Genomic DNA, 14,781 nt, shown 5'->3' with positions numbered 1-14,781 from the left:
CATAATGAAAACGCTGCTGATTATTGACGCTAATCTCGGCCAGGCTCGCGCCTATATGGCGAAAACCCTGCTTGGAGCGGCGGCACAGAAAGCGCATCTGGAGATCATCGACAATCCAAATGATGCAGAGCTGGCGATTGTCCTGGGCGATAAGCTGCCTGTCGACAATTCGCTGAACGGCAAAAAAGTCTGGCTGGGTGACATCGGTCGTGCGGTTGCGCATCCCGAGCTTTTTCTCAGTGAAGCAAAAGGTCATGCGCAGCCATATAGTGCGCCGGTTGTGGCAACGCCAGCGGCAAGCAATGGTCCAAAACGTGTGGTGGCAGTGACAGCCTGTCCGACAGGCGTCGCACATACGTTTATGGCTGCTGAAGCTATCGAAACCGAAGCGAAAAAACGCGGCTGGTGGGTGAAAGTGGAAACCCGCGGCTCAGTAGGGGCAGGTAATGCCATTACGCCGGAAGAGGTTGCCGAGGCCGATCTGGTGATTGTGGCGGCTGATATTGAGGTTGATCTGGCGAAATTTGCTGGAAAACCGATGTATCGCACGTCTACGGGCCTGGCGCTGAAGAAAACGAAGCAGGAACTGGATAAAGCGCTGGATGAAGCGACCCCGTATCAGCCAGCCGGGAAAAATCAGACTGCGGCCACCGAAGGAAAAAAAGAGGGCGCGGGCGCGTATCGTCACCTGCTGACCGGTGTGTCTTACATGCTGCCGATGGTGGTTGCGGGCGGTCTGTGTATTGCTCTGTCATTCGCCTTTGGTATTGAAGCATTCAAAGAGCAGGGAACGCTTGCGGCAGCACTGATGCAGATTGGTGGGGGCTCAGCCTTCGCACTGATGGTGCCCGTTCTGGCAGGTTACATTGCATTTTCTATCGCTGATCGCCCAGGTCTGACGCCGGGTCTTATTGGCGGTATGCTGGCGGTAAGCACCGGTTCTGGCTTTATCGGTGGGATTATCGCCGGTTTCCTTGCCGGTTATGTGGCGAAGCTCATCAGCACGAAGTTGAAACTCCCACAGAGTATGGAAGCGCTGAAACCGATTCTGATTATTCCGCTGCTTTCGAGCCTGGTCGTTGGTCTGGCAATGATTTACCTGATTGGTAAACCGGTTGCGGGCATTCTGGAAGGCCTGACTCATTGGCTGCAAACCATGGGGACGGCGAATGCGGTTCTGCTTGGCGCTATTCTTGGCGGCATGATGTGTACCGACATGGGCGGTCCGGTGAACAAAGCGGCCTACGCGTTTGGAGTGGGGCTGCTGAGTACGCAAACTTATGCACCGATGGCAGCCATTATGGCGGCAGGTATGGTGCCACCGTTGGCGCTGGGTCTGGCAACGCTGGTTGCGCGTCGCAAGTTCGACAAAGCACAACAGGAAGGTGGCAAAGCGGCGCTGGTTCTGGGTTTATGCTTTATCACCGAAGGGGCAATTCCGTTCGCGGCACGCGATCCGATGCGTGTTCTGCCATGCTGTATCGTCGGTGGCGCGGTGACGGGAGCAATCTCAATGGCTGTGGGTGCGAAGTTGATGGCGCCACACGGCGGACTATTTGTACTGCTGATCCCAGGCGCCATTACCCCTGTACTGGGTTACCTGTTGGCGATTGTTGCTGGTACGCTGGTGGCCGGTCTCTCCTACGCGGTGCTGAAGCGCCCGGAAGTGGACGCTGTCGCGAAAGTAGCCTAACTCTTCTTTACTTCCCTGGGCAGAGATTTCTCTGCCCTTTTTTATTCTTTGATCCCGGCAGTTGCGGCACCGCCACAATAATCCATCCTGTCTTAACCAAATTCGATAAAGTGCCCTTAAATCAAACTCGTCACGGAAATCGAATATGAAAAAAACGCACATTTTTGCCTCTCTGTCACTCGCTACGCTGTTGCTTACGGGGTGCTCAACCACCTGGGTGATGACAACAACATCAGGGGCAACGATAGAGACGCAAGGCAAGCCTGAGCAGGATTCCGGGACTGGACTGACAAAATATGCTGACACCTATGGCTATCACCGCGTGATTAAAAGCAGCGATGTGAAGCAAATAGATAAAGGTAAGACGGTATTGCTATGGTGAGTCAGGTCAGGTAAGTCGCGAAGTATTCAGGAGGCGATATCGCTTTCGGCCCCCCTGAATAAAACGGGTCAGGCAATCATTGGCGCGATGATAAAACCAAAGGCAACGCCCGCGATGATCCCACCCAGTCCTGGCAACATAAACGGATGGTTTAAGACATATTTGCCCACGCGCGTTGTCCCGGTGGTGTCGAACTCCATTGCCGCCAGTGAAGTGGGGTATGTGGGTAGAACAAACACACCTGTCACTGCCACGTAGGAAGCCAGAATGGCCCAGGTGGGTACGCCGAGCGCGACGGCAAGCGGGATAATCAGCGGCGTGGTGGCTCCCTGCGAATAGAGCAGCGCGCAGGTCCCAAACAGTACCAGAGCCAACAGCATCGGGTAGGCCTGTAGAATATTACCCGCGATGTCTTTAATTTCCGCTAAGTGTGCGTCAATGAATGTGGTTCCCAGTGTAACAATGCCGAGAATGACGGCCAGCGAACTCATACCTGCTCGAAAAGTGGATGTCAGTACAATGGCATCTGTCGATGTTTTGCACAGTACGACCATCAGACAAGCGGCAGATAACATGCAGATAATGATGATATCCCGGGTATTCATTGGGTTACCTGCATCGAATCCAGGACGTAGTTGAGGACATGCTGCAAGAATAACGATGACGACCGTTGCCAGCATAAACAGGGCAACGGAAAGCACGGCACCCGGCGTCGTGCTACTCTGGCTTTCATATTTACGGACCAGACCTTTTTGCAGGCGTTGCAGATACACTTCATCATCCTGTAGCTCGCACCCCTGGCGTGAAGCGATTAATGCCGCCACCATTGCGGCAACGAACGAGGCCGGCAGGCATACTGCCATGACCTGTATAAAGCTGACGCCGTTTCCCTCCATGATGGTCAACATTGCGGCCATTGCAGCGCTGATCGGCGAGCCGGATATTGCCACCTGGGAGGCGACGACGGATCCTGCGAGCGTGCGTGAGGGGCGGATACCGGACTCTTTTGCTACTTCGGCAATGACCGGTAGGGTAGAGAAGACAATAAATCCGGTCCCCGCCATAATGGTCATCGACCAGGTAATAATGGGCGCAATAACATTGATATATTTAGGGTTACGCCGCATAAAATTCCCTGCAACGCGTACCAGATAATCCATACCACCCGCGGCCTGTAGTGCTGAGGCAGCCACTACCACCGTCATAATAATGAGAATCACGTCAACGGGTGGCGAACCAATTTGCAACCCAAATCCCAGTGTTAAAATAGCCAGCCCCAGCCCGCCACATAAACCAATACCAATACCGCCGAAGCGGATACCAAAAAATATTGCGCCCAACACTACGATAATTTCCAGCCAAATCATAATGGCCTCCGCCAGAGAATAATTCGTTATTAAAATGGGTGTTTATTTAATTCAATAATTAGCCAGGCATAGATTTTCATTGCACCAAAAGATGATCTTTACCAACGCGTTTCTCGTACCATTTAATACCGGCGCGAACCAACGAACCGGTTGAATCAATATATTTTTCAGGTGACGTTTTGACAGCCTCAGCAAGGATGACGGGAACTTCAGTACATCCCAGTACGATAACTTGTGCGCCGCGAGAGAAGAGTGCTTGAGCCTGTTCATTCATCAGCGTTTGCGCCCGTTTAACATCACCGGCTTTTAAGCAATAGATACTTTCCATCACTTTTTCCTGACTGGCAGAGTCAGGACTGATGCAGGTTAACCCAAGAGATTCAATGCCTTTTTGATAGAGACCCATGTACAAGGTGGCATTGGTGGCGAGTAGTCCAATACGTGATTTTCCACAGTTCCTGACCTCGCTGATGGTCGTTTCAACGATACTGAGCAGCTCTGTGTGACAGCACTCTTTTAATTCATTAAACCAAAAGTGGGCGGTATTACAGGGGATGACAATACACTCAGCGCCAGCATCTTCGAGTTTATGCATATAATCGCGCATTGCCGGGAGTGGGGAATTACCATGATGCATTAACGCGTCAGTTCGGTCAGGAATGTCAGGAATAGATGAAATAATTAATGGGATATGTTCCTGGTCACGTTGTGCCGCGGTAAAGGTGACGAATTTATTAAAGAGATCGACGGTTGCCGCTGGCCCCATACCACCCAGTACACCAATTAAACCTTTCACGATATATACCTCGATTAACCGTTAAATAATATTCAGGCTGTTTTTATCTTGCCCTAATGTTTAACAGCAGAGAGTCGAGAGGAGAAATGCAATAATGTTTGTCTAAATGCAAAAACTGCATGACTGTAGTTTCTTTCGTCCTCCCATGAGGTTCGGAAAGCGTGCGAAACCTGAAGTTTTGCCTGCAGAGAAGGGGGATGACTGAATGGCGAAGCCAACATGTTAATGCCAAAAACGAAGGCTTGATGCAAAAAACGAATCATCAGTGGCTAATCGCCAATATCATCTCTGGAACGCCTCTGGCATGATGTTTTAGGTTAATCACCCCATTTAAACATCCGCGTGACAGGCATGAAAAATATTGAGACAAAATGGTTATATGATTTCCTGACGCTGGAGGCGTGTCGTCATTTTTCCCAGGCGGCTGAGGAACGCAATATATCCCAACCGGCATTTAGCAGGCGGATCAAGGCGCTCGAATCCGCCGTGGGAGTACAGCTTTTTGATCGCACGACGAGTCCACTGCAACTCACGGAGGAGGGCAAGCTATTCCATTCGCAAACCCGTAGCCTGCTGCAACAGCTGGAATGCAATCTGGATGAGCTAAGTGGGCACAACCTGCTTGGGGTTCCCAATATTAAAATAGCGGCGGCACATTCTCTGTCGCTGACGATGTTGCCCAGATTAGTGCACTCAATGGCGGCCTGGGGGGAAGAGTTTGTTTATCACGTCGAGGCGATTGATGTGGTGCAAGCGGTGAATACCCTGCGTGAAGGGAAAAGTGATTTTATTATCTCTTTTCGGGATGAAGATTTAATGCAGTCACCCTTCTGCGGTTTGAAGGTTTTTGAGTCTGAGTTGTATCCCGTTTGTGCGGCTGACGCGCAGGGGAAGGCGTTGTTTGATATCTATCAGCCGCAGGTGCCGATTCTGAACTATACCAGTACATCCTACATGGGAAGATTGGTAAACCGTCATCTGGCGGAAGTGGGCGGTATTTCTGCTCGTACACTGTTTATGTCTTCGATGAGTGAGTTATTGAAAAATATGGCATTAGATGGCCATGGTATCGCCTGGCTGCCGGCGTGGACTATCGTAAACGAACTGCGTGACAAGCGGCTGGTTTGTCTGCAGACGCCGGAACTGATGGTGCCTATTCAGGCTTATATTTACCGGATGGATACCCGCTTGAATAAAACGGCTGAGCACTTCTGGCGGATTTTGTACAACCACATGCCGGAGGACCTGGTTTCGCTCAGTTAATACACACCAGTCTGCCTGGCACATCTGAAAAACCTCCGGTTATCCGGAGGTTTTTTTCTGGTTTGCTCAATTTGTGTTCTGCCTCTCATTTTTTCTCTCCCTTGCAAACTGTATCTATAAAAAATTGTGACTCTGTTCATATCTATTTGTTTTAGATCTTGCGGATGGATTTACTTTACAAAAAACCTGGCTAACATGAACACATGTTTGATAGTGAACATGTGCTCTAATAACCTTTGCTGTAGCAATGGTTATTTTTGACGAACTCATTAGTGGTAATTATATTGCCAGGGGACGTGCTATGCGTGAAAAGGAATACATAGTAACCATTGGCTCGGCTAATATGGATGTCGCCGGGTATTCGCATGCTTCTCTGAATTATGCGGACTCGAATCCAGGGAAAATAAAATTTACGCCAGGCGGCGTGGGACGCAATATCGCTCATAATTTGGCGCTGCTGGGAAAAGATTCATGGTTACTGACCGCTGTTGGTAACGATTTCTATGGCCAATCACTGCTGGCGCAAACTAATCAATCTGGCGTTCATGTCGAAAAATGCCTGATTGTTGCTGGAGAAAATACATCAAGTTATTTGTCGCTGCTTGATAATACCGGTGAGATGCTGGTTGCCATAAATGATATGAGTATTACCGACCACATTTCAGCGGATTTTTTGTCGCAACATCGTGATTTTATTCGTGCAGCAAAAGTCATTGTCGCTGACTGTAATATCAGTGAAGACGCGCTGACATGGGTGTTGGAAAATGCGGGCGAGGTACCGGTGTTTATTGACCCGGTATCGGCATGGAAGTGCGTTAAAATTCGCGAGCAGCTCGGCAAAATCCATACCTTAAAACCTAATCGACTTGAAGCTGAAACCCTGAGTGGGATTGCACTCTCCGGGCGAGAGGATGTTGGCAAAGTTGCCACGTGGTTTCATGAACGCGGCCTAAACCGCCTGGTGCTCAGCATGGGGGGGGACGGTGTTTATTACAGTGATATCTCGGGGAGTAGCGGCTGGTCGCTGCCCATTAAAACTCACGTCATTAATGTCACGGGGGCTGGTGATGCCATGATGGCGGGACTGGCTTCCTGCTGGGTAGACGGTCTGCCCTTTATTGATTCGGTTCGATTTGCGCAGGGTTGCTCATCTATGGCACTGGCCTGTGAATATACCAATAACCCTGATTTGTCTGTTGCGAATGTTAGCTTAATAGTGGAGAACACAGAATGTCTGAATTAACTCTTTCCTCTGAATTATTACAAATATCTCCAGAAGTTCAGGAAGCATTAAACAGTAAAAAACCCATTGTTGCACTTGAATCAACCATTATTTCCCATGGCATGCCATTTCCACAAAATGCGCAAACAGCAATTGAAGTAGAAGAAACTATTCGCAAACATGGTGCTGTGCCTGCAACCATTGCCATTATTGGCGGGGTAATGAAAGTTGGCTTGAGTAAAGACGAAATTGAACTTTTAGGACGTGAAGGGCATAACGTTGCTAAAGTTAGCCGCCGAGATTTACCGTTTGTTGTAGCCGCAGGGAAAAATGGCGCGACTACCGTTGCCTCTACCATGATTATTGCCGCTATGGCGGGAATTAAAGTATTTGCAACCGGGGGGATCGGCGGTGTTCACCGCGGGGCTGAGCATACATTTGATATTTCTGCGGATCTGCAAGAACTGGCTCATACCAATGTCACGGTTATTTGCGCAGGGGCAAAATCTATTCTCGATCTCGGATTAACAACCGAATATTTAGAAACCTTCGGTGTGCCGCTCATTGGTTATCAGACAACATCGCTGCCAGCATTTTTCTGCCGCACCAGCCCGTTTGACGTCAGTATTCGTCTGGACAGCGCAAAAGAAATTGCCCGCGCGATGGCGGTGAAATGGCAAACCGGTCTGAACGGCGGCCTGGTTGTCGCCAATCCAATCCCGGAGCAGTTTGCCATGGCAGAGGAAAAAATTAACGCGGCAATCGATCGGGCCGTGAAGGAAGCTGAAGAACAGGGCGTTGTGGGCAAAGATAGCACGCCGTTCCTGCTGGCGCGGGTTGCGGAACTGACCGGAGGCGACAGTCTGAAATCAAACATTCAGTTGGTGTTCAACAACGCCGTACTGGCTTGCGAGATTGCGAAGGAATACCAACGCCTCGCCTGACCAAATTTTTCGGGCAGAAAGCGGTCGCCCGTGAATATCAAACCTACCAAAACCTGGCGTTAGCGCCGGGTTTCCTGGCATGAAGGGATTTCATTATGGATATAATGAGAAGTGTTGTGGGTATGGTGGTATTACTGGCCATCGCGTTTCTGCTGTCAGTAAATAAAAAACGGATTAGCCTGCGTACCGTTGGCGCTGCGTTGGTTTTGCAAATCGCCATTGGCGGTATCATGTTGTATTTCCCTCCGGGGAAATGGCTGGTTGAACAGGCTGCACTCGGCGTCCACAAGGTCATGTCATATAGCGATGCGGGAAGCGCATTTATTTTCGGCTCGTTGGTCGGTCCTAAAATGGATGTGCTGTTTGACGGTGCCGGTTTTATCTTTGCCTTCCGGGTACTCCCCGCGATCATTTTTGTTACCGCGCTGATAAGCCTGCTTTACTACATTGGCGTAATGGGACTGTTGATCCGTATTCTCGGTGGTATTTTCCAGAAAGCGCTGAACATCAGCAAAATCGAATCATTTGTCGCGGTGACGACGATTTTTCTCGGGCAAAACGAAATTCCGGCAATCGTGAAACCCTTTATTGATCGCCTGAATCGCAATGAGCTGTTTACTGCAATTTGTAGCGGGATGGCATCTATTGCGGGTTCAATGATGATTGGTTATGCCGGAATGGGTGTACCCATCGATTATTTGTTGGCGGCATCATTGATGGCAATCCCTGGCGGTATTTTGTTCGCGCGTATGCTGAGTCCGGCAACGGAAGAGTCTCGCGTTACCTTCGAGAATCTGTCGTTTACTGAGACACCACCGAAAAGCATCATCGAAGCGGCGGCCAGTGGGGCGATGACCGGATTGAAGATCGCCGCAGGTGTGGCGACGGTGGTAATGGCATTTGTCGCCATTATTGCGTTAATTAACGGCATTATTGGTGGCGTTGGTGGTTGGTTTGGCTTCGGTCACGCCACTCTGGAAGGCATTTTTGGCTATATTCTGGCCCCGCTGGCGTGGATTATGGGCGTGGACTGGAGCGATGCGACGCTGGCAGGTAGCCTGATTGGACAGAAGCTGGCGATCAACGAATTTGTCGCTTATCTCAACTTCTCACCGTATCTGCAAATGGGCGGTGCGCTGGACGTGAAGACCATCGCGATTATCTCGTTTGCTTTGTGTGGTTTTGCAAACTTTGGTTCAATTGGTGTTGTCGTCGGTGCGTTTTCAGCCATTGCGCCACAGCGCGCACCGGAAATCGCGCAACTTGGAATGCGTGCTTTGGCAGCGGCAACGCTTTCTAACCTGATGAGCGCCACAATAGCCGGTTTCTTTATCGGACTGGCATAAAATAAAGTTTGTAGGCCGGATAAGCAGAGCGCCATCCGGCATTATATCTAAGCGGTTTTCAGCAAATACAGGGCATTATCGGCGGAGAGCGTTGGGTTGTTGATACTGACGCTGGCCCGCGATAATGCCGCGCAGGCCATGGCAAACTGCGCGCTTTCACGAAACTCGCTACCTTCCAGAAAGCTGTACAGTAATCCCGCCATAAAAGCGTCATCGGCGCCAAAACTGTCTACCACCGTATGCTCAGGCGGCGTCAATAAAAACTGTTCGCCGTCCTTTTCGCTGCAAAAAACGGATTCGTTTTCCAGACACACAAAGATGCGTTTTACTCCTTGCTGATGAAGGTCGTTGACGGCCTGCATGCGATCCGCATCCGACTGGACAGGCTTACCCCATAAAATGCCCAGCTCTTTCTGCGTGGGTTTGAGCGTATGAATACGTGTAAACCAGGTCTTCATTTTTGCCGCTTTGAACTCTGAAACGGTATCAATAAATACCGGAATGTCATCAGCAATAGTAAATACCCACTCGATGGCTTCAGCAGTCAGGTTGCAATCCGCCAGCACGACGCCGGAATGGCGGATAAGATCCCGTGAACCGTTCAGCAACTGCGGCGTTAGCTGTTGCAGAATGTGGGTATCGTTAATCGCCAGTACGGTCTCTTCCTGCTGATTCGCGATCGACAAATAGGTGGAGGTGTTATGTCCATGCAGACGAATGCAATTGGAAACGTTAACACCAGCCTGACGGGTCTGTTCCAGCAGCGTTTCGCCATAGAAATCGCTACCAACAGCGGAGATTAAATGCACGTCACGGCCCAGCAGCGCCAAATTATGAGCGATATTGCGTCCCACGCCGCCTGCAGAACAGTGGATGCTGCCGGGGTTAGATGCGGCTTGAGGATAGTGGATGTCTGCAATACCCCGGATATCCATGTTGATAGCTCCGACGACGACGCAATAATCTTGTTCGGTAAGGATATAACCTTTACCTTTGATCATTCCTTTGCGCATCAAATCCATAATATGTGCGGCGACGCGCGAACGGCTGATCTGCAAAATATCGGCGATTTCATTCTGCTGAATCAACGGATTGCGTCGCAGGATCTTAAGGATCTGCTTTTCCCTGTCGTTCATGATTAGGCCACCGCTTTTTCAGTTTGCTGCGCTTTCAGCCAGGCAATCTCTTCTGCCCAGATATCTGGATTAATGGTTTCCAGTATCAGTGGGATGCCGTCAAATCGGTTGTCCTGCATGATCCAGCGGAATGCATCGTGACCGATATTACCTTCCCCTAAGCTATGGTGACGGTCAACGCGGCTGCCAAATGCGCTCTTGGCATCGTTCAGGTGCATACCGCGTAAATAGTTAAAGCCGACAATACGTTCAAATTCAGCGAATGTCTTTTCACACTCGTCAACGGAACGCAAATCGTAACCGGCCGCGAAGGCGTGGCAGGTGTCGATGCAGACGCCGACACGGGATTTATCCTCGACGCCGTCGATGATTGCCGCCAGATGCTCGAATTTAAAACCAAGATTACTGCCTTGCCCGGCGGTGTTTTCAATGACTGCCGTCACGCCCTGAGTTTGAGCAAGGACAATGTTGATTGATTCGGCAATACGCGCCAGGCATTCATCTTCCGGGATCTGCATTAAGTGGCTGCCCGGGTGAAAGTTAAGCAGGGATAAACCAAGCTGCTCGCAGCGCTGCATTTCATCAAGAAAAGCATCGCGTGATTTTTCCAGCGCGTCGCTGACCGGATGACCGAGGTTTATCAGGTAGCTGTCGTGAGGCAGGATTTGCGCAGAAGTATAGTGATACTTCTCGCAGGCAGATTTGAAATCATCAATGATTTCGGTGGTCAGCGGCGCGGCACGCCACTGACGCTGATTCTTGGTGAACAGGGCGAATGCGGTCGCTTCGATTTCTGCGGCTCGAATAGCGGCGTTAGCCAGACCGCCAGCGGCGCTTACGTGCGCTCCAATATATTTCATAAATTAAACCCGCCATACTCAAAAGGGGAGAGTATAGCGGGTTAATGGGGGGGAGTCGTGCTCGTTTATGCCATCAGCGCGTGGATAGCGAGGTTAATCGCGCCACCGCCCACAATCAGCCAGACAAACAGCACCAGTGCCATCAGCAGAGGTTTTGCACCGGCTTTTTTCAGGGCGCTAACGTGAGTGGTCAGCCCCAGCGCGGCCATCGCCATTGCCAGCAAAATGGTATCCAGCGTTACCAGCATGTTCACTACCGACTGCGGCAGCAGGTGGAACGAGTTAAAAATCGCGACCACAATAAACAGGATGGCAAACCACGGAATAGTGATTTTACTTTTTTCTCCGCTGGCCGCCGGAGACAGTTGTTTAACACGTGCTGCCAGGATGATGAGGAACGGAGCCAGCATCATGACGCGCAGCATTTTAGCAATGACGGCTGCGTTTTCAGCTTCCGGGGTGATTGCATGCCCGGCAGCAACAACCTGTGCGACTTCATGCATCGTGGAGCCAATATAAATCCCGTAGGTTTCCGGGCTAAACCAGTGCGCCAGTAGCGGATACATTGCCGGGTACAGGAAGATAGCAATGGTCCCGAAGATAACCACGGTAGCAACGGCGACCGTTACCTTACTGGCTTCTGCTTTCACCACCGGCTCGGTGGCTAATACGGCGGCGGCACCACAAATGCTGCTCCCCGCGCCAATCAGCCAACTGGTGTGGCGGTCCAGACCAAACACTTTCTGCCCAAGGAAGCAGGCAATCATAAAGGTGCTGCTGAGCGTTAACACATCAATCACGATACCGCTGACGCCGACGTCAGCAATTTGCGCGAAGGTGAGGCGGAAACCATAAAGGATGATCCCCAGACGCAGTAAATGTTGCTTGGCAAACAGCACGCCACCGTCACAGCTTTTCCAGATTTGTGGATACACGGTGTTGCCGATAACCATCCCGAATAAAATGGCTAAGGTGAGGGCGCTGAACCCGGCACCTGCGACGGCGGGAATGGAACCTCCCCATAAGGCGGCCCCGGTGATAACTGCACTCAGGGCAAGCCCCGGAATAAAATGCCACACTGTACGACGATGATTCTGTAGGGCGAGTTCAGTCATAACCCCTCCTGAACAATTTGAATGATTTCTTGGCAAAAATTGTAAGGTGAAGTGGCTTAAAAATAAAATTGATTATATATTTATAATTAATCTTTATAAGTGGTAAGCACGGGCTACCCGGTGGAAAACGACTATGCATATCACCCTGCGACAACTTGAAGTTTTTGCTGAGGTACTGAAAAGCGGCTCGACGACTCAGGCATCTGTCATGTTGTCATTGTCGCAGTCAGCGGTCAGTGCTGCGCTTACCGATTTAGAGGGGCAACTTGGCGTGCAACTGTTTGACCGCGTCGGCAAGCGACTGGTCGTTAATGAGCACGGGCGCTTACTCTATCCGCGTGCGTTGGCCTTGCTCGAGCAAACGACAGAAATTGAACAGCTTTTTCGTGAAGATAATGGCGCGATTCGCGTCTATGCCAGTAGCACTATTGGCAACTATATTTTACCTGCCATGATTGCAGGTTACCGGCGGGATTTCCCCGATTTGCCGCTGGAACTCAGCGTGGGCAACAGCCAGGATGTTATCAATGCCGTGCTGGATTTTCGGGTCGATATCGGGCTGATTGAAGGGCCCTGTCACAGTACCGAAATCATCTCTGAACCGTGGCTGGAAGATGAACTGGTGGTATTTGCTGCGCCGTCATCGCCGCTAACCACGGGGCCCGTGACGCTGGAGCAACTTGCGGCTTCGCCCTGGATCCTGCGCGAACGTGGGTCTGGTACTCGCGAGCTGGTGGATTATCTGCTGTTGTCTCATCTACCGAGATTTCAGATGGCAATGGAGTTGGGTAACTCTGAGGCCATTAAGCATGCGGTGCGCCATGGTCTCGGGATCAGCTGCTTGTCGCGTCGGGTTATTGCAGAACAACTGCAGGCAGGAACGTTAAGCGAAGTTCCGGTGCCGTTGCCACGTCTGGTCCGCACGCTTTGGCGCGTCCATCATCGCCAAAAACATCTTTCAAACTCGCTGCTGCGTTTTTTACGTTATAGCGACCAGGTAGAGCAGGTTGAATAAGGCGCTGATGCGTCGTACCTGCAATAAACACCCCATCGTCAACTGAGGGCAATCGTCATACGTTGCCCATTTCTGCTTTACTTATAATCCGCGGCCAGTCATGAAGGTCTCTTATAACAGCGCATTTGTGCCGGAAGAATGCCATTTCGTCTGCTACAATCGCGCCTCATTTTTTGGATGGATAGCATTTTCACATGGTTTCCGAAACTAAAACCACAGAAGCGCCCACGCTACGCCGTGAACTGAAGGCGCGTCACCTGACGATGATCGCCATTGGTGGTTCCATCGGTACGGGTCTTTTCGTTGCATCTGGTGCAACCATTTCTGCGGCGGGTCCTGGCGGCGCGCTGTTTTCTTATATTCTGATTGGCCTGATGGTGTACTTCCTGATGACCAGTCTTGGTGAGCTGGCTGCCTACATGCCGGTTTCCGGTTCGTTCTCTACCTACGGTCAGAACTATGTAGAAGAAGGCTTTGGCTTCGCGCTCGGCTGGAACTACTGGTACAACTGGGCGGTGACTATCGCCGTGGACCTGGTGGCCGCACAATTGGTAATGAGCTGGTGGTTCCCGGATACGCCTGGTTGGATCTGGAGTGCGCTGTTCCTTGGCGTTATCTTCCTGCTGAACTACATCTCGGTACGTGGATTTGGCGAAGCGGAGTATTGGTTCTCACTGATCAAAGTCACCACCGTGATTATCTTCATCGTGGTTGGCGTAATGATGATTATCGGTATCTTCAAAGGTGCTCAACCGGTGGGTTGGAGTAACTGGACGACAGGTGATGCCCCCTTTGCTGGCGGTTTTGCCGCCATGATTGGTGTGGCGATGATCGTCGGCTTCTCTTTCCAGGGGACCGAGTTGATTGGTATCGCCGCGGGCGAATCTGAAGATCCAGAGAAGAACATTCCACGCGCGGTGCGTCAGGTATTCTGGCGAATCCTGCTGTTCTATGTGTTCGCGATTTTGATTATCAGCCTGATTATCCCGTATACCGATCCGAGCCTGCTGCGCAATGATGTAAAAGACATCAGCGTCAGCCCGTTCACGCTGGTATTCCAGCATGCGGGTCTGCTGTCTGCGGCGGCGGTGATGAACGCCGTTATCCTGACGGCGGTGCTGTCGGCGGGTAATTCCGGGATGTATGCATCAACACGTATGCTCTACACCCTGGCATGTGACGGTAAAGCGCCGCGTATTTTCTCTAAACTGTCTCGTGGCGGCGTACCGCGTAACGCGCTGTATGCGACGACTGTTGTGGCAGGTCTGTGCTTCCTGACATCCATGTTTGGTAACCAGACTGTGTACCTGTGGCTGTTGAACACTTCCGGGATGACGGGCTTTATCGCCTGGCTGGGAATTGCAATTAGCCACTATCGTTTCCGCCGTGGTTACGTGTTGCAGGGCCATGATATTAATGATCTGCCGTATCGTTCAGGCTTCTTCCCTCTGGGGCCGATCTTTGCCTTTGTCCTGTGCTTGATAATCACCCTGGGGCAAAACTACGAAGCGTTCCTGAAAGATACCATTGACTGGGGCGGTGTAATGGCAACCTATATTGGTATCCCGCTGTTCCTGATCATCTGGTTTGGCTATAAGCTGACCAAAGGAACCCGTTTCGTTCGTTACAGCGAAATGAACTT

General features: G+C 50.9%; 13 protein-coding genes. 8 read left to right on the top strand and 5 right to left on the bottom strand.

All coding sequences use genetic code 11. The features are described from left to right. Positions 1–4 precede the first annotated feature (4 nt). Complete coding sequence (gene fruA, locus JTI85_RS14770; protein WP_048211154.1) at positions 5–1,693, top strand: PTS fructose transporter subunit IIBC; 1,689 nt, start codon at positions 5–7, stop codon at positions 1,691–1,693. Between the two features lie 145 nt (positions 1,694–1,838). Next, a complete protein-coding gene (locus tag JTI85_RS14765; protein ID WP_048211155.1) occupies positions 1,839–2,075 on the top strand; it encodes a YgdI/YgdR family lipoprotein in 237 nt (78 codons plus the stop codon). A 68-nt stretch (positions 2,076–2,143) separates the two neighbouring features. On the opposite strand, the gene JTI85_RS14760 is transcribed toward JTI85_RS14765, so the two are convergent. Both JTI85_RS14760 and JTI85_RS14755 read right to left on the bottom strand, forming a co-directional pair. Next, positions 2,144–3,442 carry an anaerobic C4-dicarboxylate transporter gene (locus JTI85_RS14760; protein WP_101741562.1) on the bottom strand — a complete coding sequence of 433 codons (1,299 nt, stop codon included), beginning with the start codon at positions 3,440–3,442 and terminating at the stop codon, positions 2,144–2,146. A gap of 76 nt (positions 3,443–3,518) precedes the next feature. Beyond that, positions 3,519–4,238 (bottom strand): aspartate/glutamate racemase family protein, encoded by a 720-nt coding sequence (locus JTI85_RS14755; RefSeq protein WP_048211157.1) that lies wholly within the window; start codon positions 4,236–4,238, stop codon positions 3,519–3,521. A gap of 351 nt (positions 4,239–4,589) precedes the next feature. On the opposite strand from JTI85_RS14755, the gene hypT reads away from it, so the two are divergent. The 4 genes from hypT to JTI85_RS14735 all read left to right on the top strand — a co-directional run bounded on the left by hypT (position 4,590) and on the right by JTI85_RS14735 (position 9,013). Then, the gene (gene hypT, locus JTI85_RS14750) at positions 4,590–5,501 is read left to right on the top strand and encodes a hypochlorite stress DNA-binding transcriptional regulator HypT (RefSeq protein ID WP_061068168.1); all 912 of its coding nucleotides are present in this window, start codon (positions 4,590–4,592) and stop codon (positions 5,499–5,501) included. Positions 5,502–5,802: 301 nt separating this feature from the next. Then, a complete protein-coding gene (locus tag JTI85_RS14745; RefSeq protein ID WP_048211159.1) occupies positions 5,803–6,744 on the top strand; it encodes a pseudouridine kinase in 942 nt (313 codons plus the stop codon). Further along, positions 6,732–7,667, top strand: a complete 936-nt coding sequence (locus JTI85_RS14740) for a pseudouridine-5'-phosphate glycosidase (RefSeq protein WP_048211160.1) — start codon at positions 6,732–6,734, stop codon at positions 7,665–7,667. The genes JTI85_RS14745 and JTI85_RS14740 overlap by 13 nt, the downstream gene beginning before the upstream one ends. A 95-nt stretch (positions 7,668–7,762) precedes the next feature. Next, entirely contained in the window at positions 7,763–9,013 is a 1,251-nt protein-coding gene (locus JTI85_RS14735) for a NupC/NupG family nucleoside CNT transporter (protein ID WP_048211161.1), read from the top strand. A 47-nt stretch (positions 9,014–9,060) separates the two neighbouring features. Here JTI85_RS14735 and JTI85_RS14730 read toward each other — a convergent pair whose 3' ends face one another. The 3 genes from JTI85_RS14730 to JTI85_RS14720 form a co-directional block, all read right to left on the bottom strand. Beyond that, positions 9,061–10,149 carry a sugar kinase gene (locus JTI85_RS14730; RefSeq protein ID WP_219351675.1) on the bottom strand — a complete coding sequence of 363 codons (1,089 nt, stop codon included), beginning with the start codon at positions 10,147–10,149 and terminating at the stop codon, positions 9,061–9,063. Between the two features lie 2 nt (positions 10,150–10,151). Then, entirely contained in the window at positions 10,152–11,009 is an 858-nt protein-coding gene (gene nfo, locus JTI85_RS14725; RefSeq protein WP_048211163.1) for a deoxyribonuclease IV, read from the bottom strand. 65 nt (positions 11,010–11,074) lie between these two features. Continuing rightward, on the bottom strand, positions 11,075–12,124 hold the full coding sequence (locus tag JTI85_RS14720) for a YeiH family protein (RefSeq protein WP_048211164.1): 1,050 nt from the start codon (positions 12,122–12,124) through the stop codon (positions 11,075–11,077). A 133-nt stretch (positions 12,125–12,257) separates the two neighbouring features. Between JTI85_RS14720 and yieE the strand changes: the two genes are divergently transcribed. After that, a complete protein-coding gene (gene yieE / locus JTI85_RS14715; protein ID WP_048211165.1) occupies positions 12,258–13,139 on the top strand; it encodes a DNA-binding transcriptional regulator YeiE in 882 nt (293 codons plus the stop codon). Positions 13,140–13,333: 194 nt separating this feature from the next. Beyond that, the coding region (lysP, locus tag JTI85_RS14710) for a lysine-specific permease (RefSeq protein ID WP_219351673.1) at positions 13,334–14,781 on the top strand (1,448 nt) is incomplete at its 3' end.

It is taken from the genome of Citrobacter sp. Colony219 (assembly GCF_019382635.1).
Classification (GTDB): domain Bacteria; phylum Pseudomonadota; class Gammaproteobacteria; order Enterobacterales; family Enterobacteriaceae; genus Citrobacter; species Citrobacter youngae.
Note: the sequence above shows the minus strand (reverse complement) of the source record. Positions and strands in the feature narration are given on the sequence as shown.